Below are 17,474 nucleotides of genomic sequence, written 5' to 3'. Positions count from 1 at the left end.
GTAATATTTCAGTTGCAAGGACAAACACGGCGGCTTGTCTGCCGTGTGGACGAAGGTTGTAACGGGTAGCTGGCCAGTTGCATCGCTGCAATTGGCGCGCACTTCAGATGGGTCGCGAACTATCGGAAAGTGAAACAGAGACCCGGCGCGGCCGGACTCCAATATGGAACATGCTATTTGCGAGGGGGTGACATGGACATGTCACCCCACTTTTTTGGCCGCTCGCCACCGTTTACCTTTTCCATGACTGTTGCTCATCGCAAGAGCTGCAGAGGGCAAGGCAATAAAGAGAGGGCCGCAATAGCGGCCCTCGGTCTCATCTGCCTGGCGGATTAACCAGCCTTGACGCTGCGGCGACGCTGCAGCCAGACGATCGCCCCGAACAGCAGGAAGCCCGGGATCCACATCCACTCCTTGGTCCATCGCTCGGTCGGCGCCTTGACGGTGAGGATCTCCTGATCGAACTCCAGCCCCATGGTGGCGGCCGGGCTGCCAAAGGCGACGTTGTCGATCAGCGTCTTGCCATCCTGCTCATAGAGGCTCAGCCCCAGATTGGCCAGCCGCTCTTCGCCATTTGCCCCATCCGGTACGGCGACCAGCAGGGTAAACTTGCGTGGCTTGCCTACGGCATCTTCACCGAGGATCCGCAGCCGCAGGGTGCTCTCCGCCTCCACTTCACCCATGGTTTGGGCCAGCTGGGCAGGCGGGGTCTCGCGATAGGGGTCGTGCACCATGTCCATCCAGAAACCCGGGCGGAACAGGGTAAAGGCGACCAGCAACAGCAGCACGCTCTCGTACCAGCGGCTCTTCACCAGGAACCAGCCCTGAGTGGCGGCGGCGAAGATCAGCATGGCGATGGTCGCCACAATGAAGATCAGCACTCCGTGGGCGAAGTCCACGTCGATCAGCAGCAGATCGGTGTTGAAGATAAACAGGAACGGCAGCGCCGCGGTACGCAGGCTGTAGTAGAAGGCGGTGATCCCGGTCTTGATGGGATCGCCCTTGGAGACAGCCGCAGCCGCGAACGAAGCCAGTCCCACCGGTGGCGTCACATCCGCCATGATGCCGAAGTAGAAGACGAACAGGTGCACTGCGATAAGCGGCACGATCAGCCCGTTTTGCTGCCCCAGCGTCACTACCACCGGTGCCAGCAGGCTGGAGACGACGATGTAGTTGGCAGTGGTGGGCAGCCCCATGCCAAGGATCAGGCTCAGCAGTGCGGTAAGCAGCAGCATCAGCAGCAGGTTGCCCATGGAGAGGAACTCCACCAGATCCGCCAGCACCAGACCAACCCCGGTCTGGGATACAGCACCCACGATAATCCCCGCGGTGGCGGTGGCAATGCCGATACCGATCATGTTGCGGGCACCGGCAACCAGTCCTTCCCGCAGATCCACCACGCCGTCAGCGACGGTGCCGTAGTCGTGCTTGCCGTCCTTGCGCAGCCAGTTGAGCAGCGGGCGCTGGGTCAGCAGGATGATCACCAGCATCACGGTACCCCAGAAGGCCGACAGCCCCGGCGAGAGGCGTTCCACCATCAGGCACCATACCAGTACTACCACCGGCAGCAGGAAGTGCAGGCCGGAGAGCAGCACGGCGCGGGTGTTGGGCAACTCGGTGAGCGGCTTGTCGGGATCTTCGGCAGGCAGCGGTTCATTGCTGGCGGCGATCTTCAACAGGGCCACATAGGTGGCAGCCAGCAGTACCGAGATCCCCGGCAGGGCGTAGTCACCCAGAGCAGGTTTGAGCCAGCCGAGGCCATAGTAGACCGCCAGTGACAGGCCGCTGATGAGGGCCGCGCCAAAGGCAAAGCCGGTCAGGCGACGCAGCCAGGGTTTGGGTTGATGGTTGCCGATGGGCTGCATGCCCAGTTTCAGCGCCTCCAGATGGACGATGTAGAGCAGCGCTATGTAGGAGATGGCGGCAGGCAGGAAGGCGTGCTTGATGATCTCTACGTAGGGGATGCCCACGTATTCGACCATCAGGAACGCCGCAGCCCCCATCACCGGCGGCATGATCTGGCCGTTGACCGAGGAGGCCACTTCCACCGCCCCCGCTTTCTCTGAACTGAAGCCCACCTTCTTCATCATCGGGATGGTGAAGGTGCCGGTGGTCACCACGTTGGCAATCGACGAGCCGGAGATCAGGCCGGTCAGGCCGGAGGCGACCACTGCCGCCTTGGCCGGGCCGCCGCGCAGGTGACCGAGCAGGCTGAAGGCGAGCTGGATAAAGTAGTGACCTGCGCCGGCCCGTTCCAGCAGGGCGCCGAACAGCACGAACAGGAACACGAAGCTGGTGGAGACGCCAAGGGCGATGCCGAACACCCCTTCGGTGGTGATCCACTGGTGGTTGGCCAGCGCGGTGAAGCCTACTCCACGGTGTGCCAGCAGTCCCGGCATCCAGGGGCCCGCCAGACTGTAGATCAGAAAGACGATGGCGATGACTGCAAGTGCCGGCCCCAGAGCGCGGCGCGCCGCCTCCAGCAGCAGCGGAATGCCGATGCAGGCGGTCACCAGATCGGCGGTGGTGAGGGTGCCGGGACGCAGCGCCAGTGCTTCATACATCACGAACAGGTAAGACGCGGCGCCAGCAGCGATCAGGCCGAGGGCGATATCGCCGAGGGGAACCCGATCCCGCGGCGAGGAGCGAAATGCCGGGAACACCAGAAAAGCGAGCAACAGGGCAAAGGTGAGGTGAATGGAGCGGGTTTCGGTGTCATTGAGTACACCAAACCCCACCATGAAGGGGAGTGGCGAGGCGATCCAGAGCTGGAACAGGGACCAGGCCAGCGCCAGAGCTGTGATGAGCCAGCCCATGATGCCCAGCGGCAGGCGAGCGCCCACATCCTGGGCGATCAGTTCCTCGGTAGAGAGTTGTTTATCTTGCATAGGGTTAACTTGTGCCAACGAGTACAACAAGAGCGACACCCGCCCCCGCAATCAGGCGGCAGACGGGTGTCGAAGAGAGTGACAAAGGCCCAGTGGCCTTCAATCAGAGCCAGCCGCGCTCTTTGTAGTAGCGGGCAGCCCCTTCATGCAGCGGTGCAGAGAGACCCACCTTGATCATGTCGGCCTCTTTCAGGTCGGCAAAGGCAGGGTGCAGGCGCTTGAAGCGATCCAGGTTGTCGAACACCGACTTGACCAACTGATAGACCACTTCCGGATCGGTTTTGGCGCTGGTGGAGAGCACCGCTTTGCCACCGATGGAGGGGGTCGGCTTGTCGCTGCCCTTGTAGATGCCGCCCGGGATTTCGGCCTTGCTGTAGTAGCTCTTCTCGGCCAGCAGCTTGTCGATGTCGGCGCCGGTCACAGGTACCAGTACTGCATCTGTGGTGGTGGAGGCTTCCTGAATGGCACCGTTCGGGTGACCCACGAAGTAGCTCATGGCGTCGATGTTGTTGTCACCGAGGGCGGAGGCTTGTTCGGCCGGTTTCAGCTCGGAGACCAGACCGAAGTCACCCTTCTTCCAGCCTTTGACCGCCATGATCTCTTCCATGGTGTCACGCTGGCCGGAGCCCGGGTTGCCGATGTTGACGCGCTTGCCTTTCAGATCGTCGAAGCTGGCGATCTTGGCATCGCGGCGAGCCAGGATGGTGAACACCTCGCTCTGCAGGGAGAAGACGGCGCGCATATCGTCCATAGCCCCTTCGGCCTGGAACGGTGGCAGCCCCTTCATCGCCTTGAACTGGTGGTCGGATTGCATGATGCCGAAGTTGAATTCACCGCTACGGATGCCGTTGACGTTGGCAACACCACCGCCACTGGCCGGGGCGTTGCACTTGATCTGGTGATCGGCTGCGCCGCGATTGAGGAAGCGGCAGATGGACTGGCCAGCGACATAGTAAACGCCGGTCTGACCGCCGGTGCCGATGGTCACGAAGCGCTCCTGCGCTTGTACCGGACCACCGAATGAGACACCGACCAGAGCCGCCGACAGGGCGCACGCCAAAGTTAATCCTTTCATTTTTTCTCCCTTTTCTTTGATTTTGTTTATCCGTTCCCCGGATAAATTGATGGCAACCCCGTTCTGCGCCGGGCTTGCCCACTCTTCTCGTTGCACGAAAGTGGGGGAGTTGATCACCCCTTTCCGGCAGTCACCCCCATCCTGTGGTGAGGCTACCGACCTCCTGTCGGTCGAAGATAAATTGGCCCCTCAGGGGCCAAATAAAAAGTTGCAAGCACTCCGATTAAGCACATTCACCCAACATAAATCAAACGAAATGGCAAAATCACGGAGTTAAATCTTGAGAAACATGACCTCGATCATTCATTTTCTAGCCGCAGATTAATTTGATATGGAGGGAAATGGAAGAGGGAAAAACTACGAGAGGATTCTTATGCGGCCCTTGAATGACAAGGGCCGGAGTCATGGGAGATCAGTTGGTCGTGGTGGCCAGATCCAGGATAAAGGCGTATTCCAGCGCGATATCCTCGTAGGCTTTGAAGCGGCCCGACTTGCCGCCGTGGCCGGCGTCCATGTCGGTGTTCAGTAACAACTTGTTATCATCCGTCTTCAGTTCGCGCAGCTTGGCGACCCACTTGGCGGGCTCCCAATACTGCACTTGCGAGTCGTGCAGTCCGGTGGTGACCAGCAGGTTGGGATAGGCTTGCGCCTTGACCTGATCGTAGGGGCTGTAGCTCTTCATGTAGTCGTAGTAGCGCTTCTGGTTCGGGTTGCCCCACTCGTCATACTCCCCGGTGGTGAGGGGGATCGACTCGTCCAGCATGGTGGTGACCACATCGACGAACGGCACCTGCGCTACCACGCCGCGATAGAGTTCGGGCGCCTGATTGATGACCGCCCCCATCAGCAGACCACCGGCGCTGCCGCCCATGGCGTAGACCTGATCTTTGGCACCGTAGCCTTGCTCAACCAGCGCCTTGGTGACATCGATAAAGTCATTGAAGGTGTTCTGCTTTTTCAGCAACTTGCCATCTTCGTACCAGTGACGGCCCAGCTCTTCACCACCCCGGATATGGGCGATGGCGTAGACGAAGCCGCGATCGAGCAGGCTCAGGCGCGAGCTGCTGAAGTCGGGATCCATGCTGGCGCCGTAGGATCCATAGCCATAGACCAGCAGCGGATTCTTGGGCGCATCAGCCTGCTCTTTTTTGAACTTGTCCTTGCGATAGACCAGCGACACCGGCACCGATACACCGTCGCGGGCGGTCACCCAGAGTCGCTCGCTGGCGTACTGGTCGGCCTTGAAGCCGGCCACCGGCTGCTGCTTGAGCAGGGTGCGCTTGCCACTCGCCATGTCCAGCTCATAGGTAGAGGCGGGGGTGGTCATTGAGGAGTAGCCATAGCGCAGGGCGCTGGTATCCGGCTCCGGGTTGTAGGCGAGCCAGGTGACATAGGCGGGATCGTCGAAGGCGATCTCCTTCTCGTCACCGCTCTGCCAGTTGATCTGGCGCAGTCGGGTCAGCCCCTTGTTGCGCTCTTCCAGTACCAGCCAATCCTTGAACAGGGCGTAGCTCTCCAGCAGCACGTCCGGATTGGGGGCAATCACCGCCTTCCAGCGATCGACCGGGCTCTCTTTGGTCTCGTAGAGGCCGAAGTTCTTGCCGTCCTTGTTGGAACGCACATAGAAGCGGCCGCGGTAGTGATCCAGGCTGTATTCGTGATCCACCTGACGGGGCAGGAACAGGCGGGGTGCGTGTTCCGGCTGGTTGGCATCGATCAGCCGCGCTTCGCCGGTGGTGGTGCTGGAGAGGGCGATGACGATGAAATCTTCCGAAGTGGTAGCGTAGAGGCTGACGTAGAAGGAGTCATCCTTCTCCTCGTAGACCAGTTTGTCCGTGGCCGGATCCGTCCCGAGCGTGTGGCGATAGACCTGATAGGGCAGCAGGGTCTGCGGGTGCTTGCGCACATAGAAGACGGTCTTGTTGTCGTTGGCCCACACCAGATTGCCGGAGGTATTTTCCAGTTTGTCGGTGGCCCACTGGCCGCTCTCCAGATCGAGGAACTGGATCTGGTACTGACGGCGGGAGAGGAAATCTTCCGCCACCGCCAGCCAGCGGTTGTTGCGGCTCACCTCAAGGGCGCCGAGGGCATAGAACTCGTGCCCTTCAGCCCGCTGGTTGCTGTCGAGCAGCAGGCTCGCCTGCTCTTCGCCGAGCTTGGTGCGCGAATAGATCCCGTACTCCTTGCCCGGCTCATAGCGGGTCTGGTAGCGGTAGCCATTCTTCACATAGGGCACCGACTCATCCTGTTGGGGGATGCGGGCCACCATCTCTTTGTAGAGCTGTTCGCGCAGGGGCTGGGTCGGCTTGAGCATGGCCTCGGTGTAGGCGTTCTCGGCCTCGAGGTATTGCAACACTTCCGGCGCCTGACGCTGGTCGTCGCGCAGCCAGTAGTAGTTGTCGATGCGGGTATCCCCGTGTTTTTTCAGTGTGCGGGGATGTTTGGCGGCCACGGGCGGCTGGATTGGATGTTCGCTTGTCAGCATGGCGGGCTCTTCATTGGCATAAGTGGGGGGGAGAACTGTCAGAAAGGCTAGCAGCAGAACTCCTCGGGAAAAGGTAAACATGTCGCATCCTTGGCGCTGGAAAGGGTTGGTAGACCTGAGCATCGGCTCCATGAATTGGCATTAAATCTGCCCCTTGTTGCCGGTGGTTGCAAGCAATCCCTTGTTATTGCAGGAAATGTAATCAAAAAAAGCCGCTATCTCGCGATAGCGGCCCTCTTTCTGGCCATGAGCGGCAAGAGTCCGCTCAGGTGTGCCTCACATGATATGGGAGTGCCCTCTCATGACCAGTGTTCGTCAGCCGGGGTAGCTCGACCAGCGGGTGGTCACGCCCTCGTTGCTGATACTCAGTACCTCATAGGGATGGCCCGGAATATCCATGCCCGGCGCACTCTGGGGCATACCCGGAATGGTCAGGCCACGGATCGCCGGTTTTTCCCTGAGCAGCTTCTGCACATCGGCGGCCGGTACATGCCCCTCGATCACATAGCCATTTACGATACCGGTATGGCAAGAGGCCAGCTCCGGCGCGATACCGTATTGCTGCTTCACTGCGCCGAGCTGCTCGGTTTCGATGACTTCGAGTTCGAAGCCATTCTGCTCCATGTGCTCGTTCCAGCTTTGGCAGCAGCCACAATATCTGGATTTGTAGACGGTCATCTTCTCGGCCGCGAGGGCCGAAAAGCTGACGGTACCGGCCAGCATGGCCAGTAACAGGGGTTTGTACATCACTCACCTCAGATTGAAAGAAAAGATGCCCGATACGGGATGCGTTTCAGATCCGGGTGCGTGGGGGACGTTCGAGCCGCTCGCACGGAGCGTCCGGCATAAAGAGAGAGGGAGAGGCGAAGTCGGGGGTATCCTGTTCCAGCACGGCGACCGTCAGGCTGTCGCTGCCTACCAGCGTCATCGAGAGGGCGGTGGTAAAGCTGCCGCAGGGCATCGCTTTTTCCAGGGTGCGCTCGCTCTGGCTGCAGTGGGTAGTCAGGGTACAGAGGTCGGTTGCGGCCCTGCTGCCAAACGACATCAACACCAGCACCAGACTCCACAAGGGGAGCCAGCGACGGGCGTGAGCGAGTTGGCGACGGGTGAGAACCATGGAATGACTCGGAAGAAACAAGGGGCACATGGTAACCCTGTGCCCCGGGGGAGGGTCAAGCCCTCCCCATGATGTCAGTCAGCCCGGATTCAAGGTTGCTGACGGGTCGCCGCCAGCACGATCTCGCGCACGCAGACGTTGGCAGGCTGGTTCCAGGCGTAGAGCACTGCATCGGCGATCACTTCCGGCGAAATGACGCCGCCCATCTGATCTTTCCAGTCGTGGTAACCGGCCTTGATGTTCTCGTCAGTGGTGTGGCTGAGCAGCTCGGTCTCGACCGCACCCGGGGCAATGGTCACCATCCGCACGCCCACATCGGCCACCTCTTCCCGGATGTTCTCGGTCAGGGCGTGCACGGCGAACTTGGTGGCGCAGTAGGCGGCATGGTTCGGGAAGGTCTTGCGACCGGCGATGGAGCTGATGTTGATGATGGTACCGCTGCGGCGCTCTTTCATGCCTGCCAGCACTGCGTGGACGCCGTTCAGCACGCCCATCACGTTGATGTTGAGCATCTGCTGCCACTCGGCGGGATCCTGCACATCGGCCTGACCCAGCAGCATGACACCGGCGTTGTTGACCATGCAGCCCACCGGGCCAAATTTGGCTTCTGCCTGCTGGACGGCGGCTTTCATGGCGGCGGTGTCGGTCACATCGACCCCGATGCAGAGGGTATCGGGCAGATTCAGTGCCTGCATCGGCTCGACCCGGCGGGCCAGCAGCAACAGCGGATGACCTGTGGCAGAGAAGGCTCGGGCGATGGCGGCACCGATCCCGGCGGAGGCGCCGGTGATCACGACGAGAGATTTGGACATGGGTCTTTCCTTCTGATTCAAGAGTCGGTTTGAGCAAACGGGTGGCTGGCCAGCACGGAACCCAATCACTATAGTCACTGCATCTATAAGTGATAAATATTGTTTTCCGCTGGTTATCATCTGAAAAAACTATGGTTGGGCGTATGCTGGACTTGAGATTGCTGCGTTTCTTCATCGCCATCTATGAAGAGAAGAACATCACGGCGGCGGCCGAGCGCTGCCACGTCAGCCAGCCCTCCCTCTCGGCGGGACTGCGCCAGCTGGAAGAGGCGCTCGGTGACAGCCTGTTTGTCCGGGGCAAGAAGGGGGTGGTGGCGAAAGATCCGGCCCACTATCTCTATCCTCACGCGGTCAAGCTGGTGGAGGAGGCGCGTCGTCTGCCGGAGCTGTTTCGCCAGAAAGCGACGCGTGCGAGGCTCAATATCGCCATCATGCCGGACTTGAGTCGCCGCCGTGTGGCCGGGCTGCTGCAGCAAGTACAGCGCGTGTTGCCGCAGCTGGATCTCACCCTCTCCGACTACGCTACGCCCGCCGACTGCCGCTTGACGCTGGATGCCCTGCGCCGGGAGGACGAGATCTTCCTGCCGCTGTGGGAGGAGGATTACGTGCTCTGCGTGCCAGTCGACCATCCTCTGGCCAGTCGTGAAAGGATCGAGCTGGCCGAGCTGCAACATTATGATTTTATTGAGTGCCCGCCCTGCGAGGCCCACCAGCAGACCATCGGCCTGCTGGCCTGTGACCGGCTTACCCTCAATCTGGTGGCCAAGGCCGAGAGCAAGGGGCTGGTGATGGCGCTGGTGCTGGCGGGGGTTGGCATCAGTTTTCTGCCGGATGGGCTGGTGGAAGATGAGGCAGGGCTCTGTACCTTGCCGGTGAGCGGACCGAGGATGTTTCGCCGGATCGGGCTCTGCTACCCCGCCCACCAGACCCTCAATCCGGCGCTGCGGGAGCTGATCCCCGAGTTGGCAGGCTATGGCGCTTCCTGATAAGGTCGCTCTCCTGTGCATCTTTACGATGCGTCTGTCACACCCCTTTTCTCTTTTATCGCGCCAGCTCTGGCGCTTTTTCGGGTGATGTTGTCATGAAACGCATTCTGGTTATTTTTTCCCATCCCGCTCTGCAGAGCTCGCGGGCCAACAAGCAGCTGTTGCAGGCGATTGAGGGGCTGGAAGGGGTCACGGTTCACGACCTTTACCAGCACTATCCCGACATGTTCATCGATGTGAAGCGGGAGCAGGCGCTGCTCTCCGAACACGACATCATCGTCTTTCAGCACCCGTTTTACTGGTATTCCTGCCCGGCCATCATGAAGGAGTGGATGGATCTGGTGCTGGAGTATGGCTACGCCTACGGCCCCGAAGCCCACGCCCTCAAGGGCAAGCAGTGGCTAAGCGCCATCACCACCGGCGGGGCGCCGGAGTCCTATTGTAGCGAGGGTTACAACAGCCGACCGCTGCTCGATTTTCTGCTGCCCTTTCAACAGGCTGCCACCTTGTGCGGCATGAACTGGTTGCCCCCCTTCGTGCTGCACTCCTTTCACAAGATCAAGGATCCCGCCGCCCTGCGCCGCTGTGGGCAGGATTACCGCCAGCTGCTTTGCGCCTTGCGTGATGATCACTTGACCCCGGCGCAGCTGGCCGGGCGCCCCTATCTGCGCGACTTGCTGGAGGTGCTCTGATGAAAAACGGGCAGCTTTTGGGCCGAGCTTATAAGCCGGACCAGACGTTCAAGCGGAGGGCTGACTGATGGGCCACGGGATCCTGTTTGATGCCTTTATCTACCTCTCTGCCGCCGTTATCGCAGTGCCGCTCGCCAAGCGCTGGGGGCTGGGCTCGGTGCTTGGCTATCTGCTGGCGGGGATCATCATCGGCCCCTTCCTGCTGGGGTTGGTGGGCGAACAGAAGGATGTGATGCACTTCGCCGAGTTTGGCGTGGTGCTGATGCTGTTTCTGGTCGGGCTGGAATTGCGTCCGGCCCTCTTGTGGCAGCTGAAGGGGCCGATCCTCGGCACCGGCGGCCTGCAGGTGCTGCTCACCACGGCGGCATTGACCGGTGTGGCGCATATTATCGGTCTGCCGCTGCAACAGGGGCTGGCTATCGGTCTGATCCTGGCGCTATCCTCCACCGCCATCGTTCTGCAGAGCCTGCAGGAGCGCAAACTGATGCAGAGCGAGAGCGGCCGCTCCGCCTTTGCCGTGCTGCTGTTTCAGGATATTGCGGTCATTCCGATCCTGGCGCTGTTGCCGCTGCTGGCCATCGCGCCGGTCGCCAGCAATGGCGGCTCCGAGCTGGCGGGTTGGCAGCATGGTCTGCTGGTGGTCGCGGCGATCTCCGGCATAGTGCTGGGTGGCCATTACCTGATGCGGCCGGTGTTTCGTGCCATCGCCCAGTCCCACATGCGGGAGATCTTCGTCGCCGCCGCCCTGCTGCTGGTGATCGCCATCGCGGTGCTGATGGAGTCGGTGGGCCTCTCGCCTGCTCTTGGCTCCTTCCTCGCCGGGGTGGTGCTGGCCGACAGTGAATATCGCCACGAGCTGGAGGCGGACATTGAGCCGTTCAAGGGCTTGCTGCTCGGTTTGTTCTTTATGTCGGTGGGGGCGGGGATCGACTTCGGGCTGTTTGCCGAGCACCCCTTCCTCATCCCGACGCTGGTGGTTGGTCTGATGGCGCTCAAATGGCTGGTGCTGATGGCGCTCGGCTTTGCCATCCGTATCTCGCCGAGTCAGCGCTGGACCTTCGCACTGGCGTTGGCGCAGGGGGGCGAGTTTGCCTTCGTGCTCTTCTCGTTTGCCGCCCAGAACCGGGTGCTGCCCGGTGAGACCATCTCGCTGCTGACGCTGGTGGTGGCGCTCTCCATGGCGCTGACCCCGCTGCTGCTGATCCTCAATGATCGGGTGATCCAGCCCTGGTTCGATTACCGTAACCAGAGCGACGCACCGCAGCATGAGCAACCTGAGCTGGTGGAGCATCCGGTGATCATCGCGGGCTTCGGCCGCTTTGGTCAGATCGTGGGGCGTCTGCTGCACGGCCACGGCATCGGAACCACCATCCTCGAGCAGGATGCCAGCCAGATAGAGACCCTGCGCAAGTATGGTTATCAGGTCTTCTATGGCGATGCCAGCCGGATCGACCTGCTCCATGCCGCAGGGGCGCACAAGGCGAAGCTGCTGGTGCTCTCCATCAACGATCCCGCCACCTCGCTGGCGGTGATTGAGATGGTGCAGAAGCACTTCCCGCACCTGAAGATCCTGGCGCGAGCGCTGGATCGACCCCATGCCCACGAGATCCTGCGCCACGGGGTCGAGAGCGTGCACCGGGAAACCCTAGGTTCGGCGGTCGATCTGGGGGTGGAAGCCCTGACCCAGCTCGGGTTTAGGGCCAACCAGGCCTGGCGGGCGGGGCAGACCTTCAAGCAGCACGATAACTGGCTGTTGCGCGAGCAGGTCAACTATCTCGACGACGAACACACTTATATCAACAAGAGCCTGCAATACCGGGAGATCCTCTCCGATCTGTTGCAAGACGACGAGGAGGGGCAGGAGCGTATCCATGCCCACAACTGGAACAGCGGGCTACCCGACGACGACAAGGAAGCAAAATGATTGCCTATTACCCCATGTTCAAACACCTGCATATGACGCTGGCGCTGGTCAGTCTGCTGCTCTTTATCTATCGCTGGGGTCTGGCGCTGGCCGGCAGCGATCGGTTGCAGCAGAAGTGGCTGAAGATCCTGCCCCATATCAACGACACCTTCCTGCTGCTGTTTGGCGTGCTGCTGGCGGTGACCTTGCAACTGAGCCCCGGCCAACAACCCTGGCTGATGACCAAGCTGATGGCACTGGTGCTCTATATCGGTCTGGGTGTCATGGCGCTCAAGCGCCCGGCCCGCGCTCAGAAGCTGGTGGCCGGTGTGGCGGCGCTGGCGGTGTTTGGATACATGGTCGGTGCGGCCGTCACCAAGTCAGCCTGGTCGTGGCTGCTGTAAATGAGTCGGGGGAGGTACGCCTCCCCCTATCGAGATATTATTCTGTTTAATTATTTTATTTTGGATTGTTTACCTGTCGTAAGTTCATCCCCTAGAACTTTAATTTGATGCTTTTGTTGCTGATTTTATCCCTCTTCACCCCTGCTTTTTTCATCTTTTTTCTTGTATATCAACATCATGGTTGTGTTTGTATGAAAATGGCGACAGTTGTCGCAGCAAAACTTGCGACATAGACTGTCGCAAGTCACGACTAGCATACAGTCAACGCTAAACCAGTGAAGGCAAGCACCATGAGCAAGAAGCTGTTACGACAACTGACCTTGGCGCGTTGCATCCCGCACCGCCCTTACAAGCTGACCGCCAGCCAACTCCAGGTAAAACTGGAAGAGGAAGGCATCCACGTCAGTCTGCGTACCGTGCAACGGGACCTGGAGGAGATGTCCGGCATGGGACTGTTCGACCTCACCTCGGACGAGCGCAGCAAACCCCATGGCTGGTGCTTCGAGCGCCACGGCCTCAACGACTTTGCCAATATCATGCCGCTCTCGCTGGCGGTGGCCCTGAAAACCTGGAGTGATCAGGCGAGCCAACTGTTGCCGGCGAGTGTACTGACCGAATTGAACCCGCTGGTCGACAAGGCGAGCCAGGTGATCCGCGACAGCCAGAGTGAACTGGCCGAGCGCTGGCTGGAGAGTGTCCACCAGTCGCCGCGTCCGTTTGCCGGCAATCCGGAGATCCGCCGCAGCACCCTGATCCGCGATGCGCTCTGGCGTGGTCGCAAGTTCAGTGCCGAGATCCAGCGCGTGATCAAAGAGCGCACCGTGTGGCTCTGCTACGACCGTATCAACCCGCTCGGCATTCTCAATCAGCCGGACGGTCCGATCCTGCTCTGCACCCTGTCCGAGCTGGATCCCAAGGTCTACGGCATCCCGTTTGACCATATCAAGAACGTGGAGCTGACCAACTTCAGCGCCACCCAGCCGAAGGATTTCAATATCCAGAAGCTGATCCGCGATCAGGGCTATCAGGATGTGAGCGGCCCGATCCGCTTCGTCGGCCGGATCGATGCCAACAGCCAGTCGCTGGTGGATAACCAGATCCCCGGCAACAATCCGCGCATGACCCGCTATGACAAGCGCAGCGTGGTGGTGGAGACCGAAGTACAGGACACCCCGGAGTTTCGCAGCTGGTTGAACAACATCAGCGGTGAACTGGAGGTGCTGGCACCGGAATCGCTGCGCAAGGCCTATCTCAATCCGGCCAACCGCTTGAGCTGATTAAGAAATTGCATGTTGAAGAGTCGAGCCTGGTCTCGGCTCTTTTTTTTGCTGTTTTTTTAAGCATATTTATTCAACTAATTTTTAAGTCTTAACGACAGGATTGAACCGTTTTCCTGCCCCGTTTTTGGGGGCGAAACCCGTGTAAGAGATCTGCCATAGCCACTGTAAGAGGCTGGCGCTTTGAACCGTACGCGAAGCCATGCCAGAATGATCGAGCTTTCCTGTGAAACTAATTAACTGGCTGATATTAAAGGGTTAGTTTTTAAGTTTGTTTTTTGAAATGGGAGCGACATCAGATCTTTATCATCGGATGGCCCTTGTTCGGGGTGCGCATTTCCTTACTATGGGTCTCACAAGGACGGAGCTGGTCCGGCAGGATGCAGGGCAGCGCATAAAGATGGAATAGTCCGCAGGATGTGGACAAGGGACACCTCAGGATGAGCTCGATAATCAGGATGATTATCGTCACGGATGAATAAAGGAACACCGCAGGATGCGGCAGGACACTCTCGGGATGAGAGCAGAACGAACGGAACCTCGTTCTTCAGGATGAACAGGACCTCGCCGGATGCGAGAGGAATACTTCAGGATGAAGTGAGATAACCCGGATGGTTATCGGTCAGGAAGACGCAAGGACCCCCACAGGACGTGGTAATGGACACCTCCAGGATGGAGACAGTGAAGCAGTTCAGGATGAATTGCCAGGCCAGGAACGCCGCAGGACACGCCAACGGATTGGAAAGGGGATATTCCAAAGGATTAGGATAACGTCAGGGATTGCAGGGAGCATTGCAGTTCTACGGACAGGACGACACGACTCTAGGGGACGGCTACCGCCGTCCCCTTTTCTTTTATGGTTTGCCCGAGATATTGCCGCGCTGGGCGGCGTTGACGATCTCTTGCAGGCGTTGGCGAATGTCGACCATGCCAAACACGCCAAATATCAATACAGTGACAAACTCGGTCTTGGTGACCGCGAAGTAGCGTTTGCAAGCCGCTTTGATCATGCTGGCCTGCAGCCAGTGCAGCAGCGCGACAATCACGCCGCAGACCGGCAGAAAGCCGTTGAGTTTGCCGGGCAGCGGGGCAATCAGGCTCACCAGCACGCCAAACCAGAAGAACAGTACCAGCCCCATCGCTAGCAGATTAAAGACTCGCTTCATTGTTTACCTCCCTTAGATAGAGTTGGTAGCAGACCTGGCCTGCTTGTTTGTCCTTGAGCAACTTCCAGCTGGCAGGCAGCGCCAGATCGGCCATCTCTTTTTCCCGCTCCAGATAGATCAGGGCATCCGCTGCCAGCCAGCCGCGCTGCTCCAGCAGTTCGCAAACTTGCGGCAGCAGCTCGCGGCGAAACGGCGGATCGAGGAACACCAGATCGAAAGGGGTTGCAGGGCCTTGCAGCCAGCTCACCGCATCAGACTGGATCACCTGACCCTGACTGCTGCCGAGGGCGGCCAGGTTCTTCTTGATCTGGTCGGCGGCCCCCTTGTCCATTTCGATCAGGGTCACCTGCTCGGCATAGCGCGACAGCGCCTCCAGTCCCAGGCCGCCGCTGCCGGCAAACAGGTCGAGGCAGCGGGTGCCGCGGATGTGGGGTGCCAGCCAGTTGAAGATGGTCTCCTTGACGCGATCCGTGGTGGGTCTGAGCCCTTCCACATCCTTGACCGGCAATTTGCGGCCTCGCCACTGGCCGCTGATGATTCTTACAAAGCCCGATTTTCCTTGCGGGGCGGGACTCTTGCTCGGGTTGCTACGGCTGGATTTCACTCTGGGCATCGCGTTTCATCGTCAGAAAATAAAGTGGTAGTATAAGGCGGTTCATTTTTATGCCGACCCGCCAAGGGACGGCTATCTTAGCAGTCAGCCTTTGATGTGAGTATTTTTAGATGGCAAAAGGTTTGTTTTCCTGGCTGGGTTTCGGCCGCAAGAAAGAAGAGGCTGAGGCTGTCCAACCACAGACACCCCAAGCCACCCCCGTTACCGTTGAGCCCGAGGTCACTGCTACCCCCGCTCCTGTTTCCGATACAACTGTTTCCGATAGTACGCCGGCCGTTGCCCCCGAAGTGCCTGCCAGCGCACACAATACCGTTTTGCAAGATGATTGCTGCCTGCCGACCGAGCTGGACGACCGCGGTCCGCTGGTGGTGGAGGAGTGCGCCTCCGATCTGGAGCCGGTGATCGTCAACGAAGCGCTGCTCGCCGAAGAGGAGCGTGCTGCCGCAGAGGCGCACGCTGCCGAAGCGGCTCGTATCGCAGCAGAAGCGCAAGCGGCCGAAGCTGCTCGTATCGCGGCAGAAGCGCAAGCTGCCGAAGCTGCTCGTATTGCCGCAGAAGCGCAAGCTGCCGAAGCTGCTCGTATCGCAGCAGAAGCGCAAGCTGCCGAAGTTGCCCGCATTGCCGCCGAAGCTCAGGCTGCGGAAGAGGTTCGTATTGCCGCCGAAGCTCGCGTCGCAGAAGAGGCTCGTATTGCTGCCGAAGCCCGTGTTGTGGAAGAGGCCCGTATTGCTGCCGAAGCCCGCGCCGCGGAAGAGGCCCGTATTGCAGCCGAAGCCCGCGCTGCGGAAGAGGCTCGCATTGCTGCCGAAGCCCGCGCTGCGGAAGAGGCTCGCATTGCTGCCGAAGCCCGCGCCGCAGAAGAGGCGCGTATCGCTGCCGAAGCTCGTGCTGCGGAAGAGGCCCGTATTGCTGCCGAAGCCCGTGCTGCGCAAGAGGCTCGCATTGCCGCTGAAGCCCAAGCTGCTGAAGAGGCACGTATCGCCAAAGAGGCCCAGCGAGCGGAAGATCTGCGCCTGGTCGCCGCGATGGAGGCTGAGGCCGCCGCGTTGGCTGCCCTGCCATTGGCTGCCAAGGTAGACGATGACACCCAGGACAAACCGCAGCGGGAGGGCTTCTTTGCCCGTCTCAAGCGCAGTCTGGTGCGCACCAAGGAGAATATTGGCTCCGGCTTCTTCGGTCTGTTCCGTGGCAAGAAGATTGACGATGAGCTGTTCGAAGAGCTGGAGACCCAGCTGCTGACCGCCGATCTCGGCGTGGATACCACCACTCGCATCATCGAAGGCCTGGTGCAGCATGCGGATCGCAAGCAACTCAAGGATGCCGAGGCGCTCTATGGCCTGCTCAAACAGGACATGGGCGAGATGCTGGCCAAGGTCGAACAGCCGCTGGTGATCGACACCAGCAAGAAGCCTTACGTGATCCTGATGGTCGGCGTGAACGGCGTCGGCAAGACCACCACCATCGGCAAGATGGCCAAGCAGTTCCAGGCCGAAGGCAAGAGTGTGATGCTGGCGGCGGGTGACACCTTCCGTGCCGCTGCGGTCGAGCAGTTGCAGGTTTGGGGTCAGCGCAACAATATTCCGGTGATCGCCCAGCATACCGGTGCCGACTCCGCTTCCGTGATTTATGACGCCATCGAGGCTGCCCGCTCCCGCGGTGCCGATGTGTTGATCGCCGACACCGCCGGTCGCCTGCAGAACAAGAGCAACCTGATGGAAGAGCTCAAGAAAGTGGTGCGGGTGATGAAGAAGCTGGACGAAGAGGCCCCTCACGAGGTCATGCTGACCCTGGATGCTGGCACTGGGCAAAATGCGTTGAGCCAGGCCAAGCTGTTCAGCGAGGCGGTGGGCCTGACCGGTATCACCCTGACCAAGCTGGATGGCACGGCCAAGGGCGGCGTCATCTTCGCGGTGGCCGACAAGTTCCAGATCCCGATCCGCTACATCGGGGTGGGCGAGGGGATCGACGATCTACGTCCCTTCGTTGCCAACGACTTCATCGAGGCGCTGTTCAGCCGCGATGAATAAGTCCGGCCGCGATGAGTCAGCTCAGCCGT

14 protein-coding genes are annotated in these 17,474 nt (G+C 60.0%); 6 read left to right on the top strand and 8 right to left on the bottom strand.

Annotated features, from left to right (window positions below):
• Positions 1–332 precede the first annotated feature (332 nt).
• The 6 genes from BN1115_RS17490 to BN1115_RS17465 all read right to left on the bottom strand — a co-directional run bounded on the left by BN1115_RS17490 (position 333) and on the right by BN1115_RS17465 (position 8,377).
• Positions 333–2,888, bottom strand: coding sequence for a TRAP transporter permease (locus BN1115_RS17490; RefSeq protein WP_005357644.1), 2,556 nt, complete (start codon positions 2,886–2,888; stop codon positions 333–335).
• Between the two features lie 103 nt (positions 2,889–2,991).
• On the bottom strand, positions 2,992–3,963 hold the full coding sequence (locus tag BN1115_RS17485) for a TAXI family TRAP transporter solute-binding subunit (RefSeq protein ID WP_005339950.1): 972 nt from the start codon (positions 3,961–3,963) through the stop codon (positions 2,992–2,994).
• A gap of 412 nt (positions 3,964–4,375) precedes the next feature.
• Positions 4,376–6,529, bottom strand: a complete 2,154-nt coding sequence (locus BN1115_RS17480; protein ID WP_042658149.1) for a S9 family peptidase — start codon at positions 6,527–6,529, stop codon at positions 4,376–4,378.
• Between the two features lie 234 nt (positions 6,530–6,763).
• The gene (locus BN1115_RS17475; RefSeq protein WP_042658148.1) at positions 6,764–7,195 is read right to left on the bottom strand and encodes a DUF411 domain-containing protein; all 432 of its coding nucleotides are present in this window, start codon (positions 7,193–7,195) and stop codon (positions 6,764–6,766) included.
• A 46-nt stretch (positions 7,196–7,241) separates the two neighbouring features.
• On the bottom strand, positions 7,242–7,565 hold the full coding sequence (locus BN1115_RS17470) for a hypothetical protein (RefSeq protein WP_042658147.1): 324 nt from the start codon (positions 7,563–7,565) through the stop codon (positions 7,242–7,244).
• A gap of 89 nt (positions 7,566–7,654) precedes the next feature.
• Complete coding sequence (locus tag BN1115_RS17465; RefSeq protein WP_042658146.1) at positions 7,655–8,377, bottom strand: SDR family oxidoreductase; 723 nt, start codon at positions 8,375–8,377, stop codon at positions 7,655–7,657.
• A 143-nt stretch (positions 8,378–8,520) separates the two neighbouring features.
• Here BN1115_RS17465 and BN1115_RS17460 point away from each other — a divergent pair, with 143 nt between their 5' ends.
• The 5 genes from BN1115_RS17460 (at position 8,521) to BN1115_RS17440 (ending at position 13,639) form a co-directional block, all read left to right on the top strand.
• Positions 8,521–9,363: a LysR family transcriptional regulator gene (locus tag BN1115_RS17460; RefSeq protein WP_042081422.1), complete on the top strand. Its 843-nt coding sequence runs from the start codon at positions 8,521–8,523 to the stop codon at positions 9,361–9,363.
• Between the two features lie 95 nt (positions 9,364–9,458).
• Positions 9,459–10,055, top strand: coding sequence for a glutathione-regulated potassium-efflux system oxidoreductase KefF (kefF, locus tag BN1115_RS17455; RefSeq protein WP_042658145.1), 597 nt, complete (start codon positions 9,459–9,461; stop codon positions 10,053–10,055).
• 67 nt (positions 10,056–10,122) lie between these two features.
• Positions 10,123–11,979: a monovalent cation:proton antiporter-2 (CPA2) family protein gene (locus tag BN1115_RS17450; RefSeq protein ID WP_042658144.1), complete on the top strand. Its 1,857-nt coding sequence runs from the start codon at positions 10,123–10,125 to the stop codon at positions 11,977–11,979.
• Positions 11,976–12,362 (top strand): SirB2 family protein, encoded by a 387-nt coding sequence (locus BN1115_RS17445; RefSeq protein ID WP_042658143.1) that lies wholly within the window; start codon positions 11,976–11,978, stop codon positions 12,360–12,362. The genes BN1115_RS17450 and BN1115_RS17445 overlap by 4 nt, the downstream gene beginning before the upstream one ends.
• A gap of 290 nt (positions 12,363–12,652) precedes the next feature.
• Positions 12,653–13,639, top strand: coding sequence for a helix-turn-helix transcriptional regulator (locus BN1115_RS17440; protein ID WP_042057084.1), 987 nt, complete (start codon positions 12,653–12,655; stop codon positions 13,637–13,639).
• 854 nt (positions 13,640–14,493) lie between these two features.
• On the opposite strand, the gene BN1115_RS17435 is transcribed toward BN1115_RS17440, so the two are convergent.
• Positions 14,494–14,805: a DUF1145 domain-containing protein gene (locus tag BN1115_RS17435; protein WP_042658142.1), complete on the bottom strand. Its 312-nt coding sequence runs from the start codon at positions 14,803–14,805 to the stop codon at positions 14,494–14,496.
• Positions 14,789–15,418: a 16S rRNA (guanine(966)-N(2))-methyltransferase RsmD gene (gene rsmD, locus BN1115_RS17430; RefSeq protein ID WP_042658141.1), complete on the bottom strand. Its 630-nt coding sequence runs from the start codon at positions 15,416–15,418 to the stop codon at positions 14,789–14,791. Before rsmD ends, BN1115_RS17435 begins: the two co-directional genes overlap by 17 nt.
• Positions 15,419–15,528: 110 nt before the next feature.
• Here rsmD and ftsY point away from each other — a divergent pair, with 110 nt between their 5' ends.
• The gene (ftsY, locus tag BN1115_RS17425) at positions 15,529–17,445 is read left to right on the top strand and encodes a signal recognition particle-docking protein FtsY (RefSeq protein WP_082034886.1); all 1,917 of its coding nucleotides are present in this window, start codon (positions 15,529–15,531) and stop codon (positions 17,443–17,445) included.
• Positions 17,446–17,474 lie beyond the last annotated feature (29 nt).

The sequence above is a fragment of the Aeromonas allosaccharophila genome (genome assembly GCF_000819685.1).
In the GTDB taxonomy this organism is placed as follows: domain Bacteria; phylum Pseudomonadota; class Gammaproteobacteria; order Enterobacterales; family Aeromonadaceae; genus Aeromonas; species Aeromonas allosaccharophila.
The sequence above is the reverse complement of the archived record's forward strand: the minus strand, read 5'-3'. Positions and strand labels throughout refer to the sequence as shown.

Excerpts from the sequence above, each read along its gene's own strand:
- BN1115_RS17445 (WP_042658143.1), top strand. The coding sequence starts at position 11,976 with ATGATTGCCTATTACCCCATGTTCAAACACCTGCATATGACGCTGGCG.
- BN1115_RS17475 (WP_042658148.1), bottom strand. The coding sequence starts at position 7,195 with ATGTACAAACCCCTGTTACTGGCCATGCTGGCCGGTACCGTCAGCTTT.
- kefF (WP_042658145.1), top strand. The coding sequence starts at position 9,459 with ATGAAACGCATTCTGGTTATTTTTTCCCATCCCGCTCTGCAGAGCTCG.
- BN1115_RS17490 (WP_005357644.1), bottom strand. The coding sequence starts at position 2,888 with ATGCAAGATAAACAACTCTCTACCGAGGAACTGATCGCCCAGGATGTG.
- BN1115_RS17480 (WP_042658149.1), bottom strand. The coding sequence starts at position 6,529 with ATGTTTACCTTTTCCCGAGGAGTTCTGCTGCTAGCCTTTCTGACAGTT.
- rsmD (WP_042658141.1), bottom strand. The coding sequence starts at position 15,418 with ATGCCCAGAGTGAAATCCAGCCGTAGCAACCCGAGCAAGAGTCCCGCC.
- BN1115_RS17435 (WP_042658142.1), bottom strand. The coding sequence starts at position 14,805 with ATGAAGCGAGTCTTTAATCTGCTAGCGATGGGGCTGGTACTGTTCTTC.
- ftsY (WP_082034886.1), top strand. The coding sequence starts at position 15,529 with ATGGCAAAAGGTTTGTTTTCCTGGCTGGGTTTCGGCCGCAAGAAAGAA.
- BN1115_RS17450 (WP_042658144.1), top strand. The coding sequence starts at position 10,123 with ATGGGCCACGGGATCCTGTTTGATGCCTTTATCTACCTCTCTGCCGCC.
- BN1115_RS17460 (WP_042081422.1), top strand. The coding sequence starts at position 8,521 with ATGCTGGACTTGAGATTGCTGCGTTTCTTCATCGCCATCTATGAAGAG.
- BN1115_RS17485 (WP_005339950.1), bottom strand. The coding sequence starts at position 3,963 with ATGAAAGGATTAACTTTGGCGTGCGCCCTGTCGGCGGCTCTGGTCGGT.
- BN1115_RS17465 (WP_042658146.1), bottom strand. The coding sequence starts at position 8,377 with ATGTCCAAATCTCTCGTCGTGATCACCGGCGCCTCCGCCGGGATCGGT.
- BN1115_RS17440 (WP_042057084.1), top strand. The coding sequence starts at position 12,653 with ATGAGCAAGAAGCTGTTACGACAACTGACCTTGGCGCGTTGCATCCCG.
- BN1115_RS17470 (WP_042658147.1), bottom strand. The coding sequence starts at position 7,565 with ATGGTTCTCACCCGTCGCCAACTCGCTCACGCCCGTCGCTGGCTCCCC.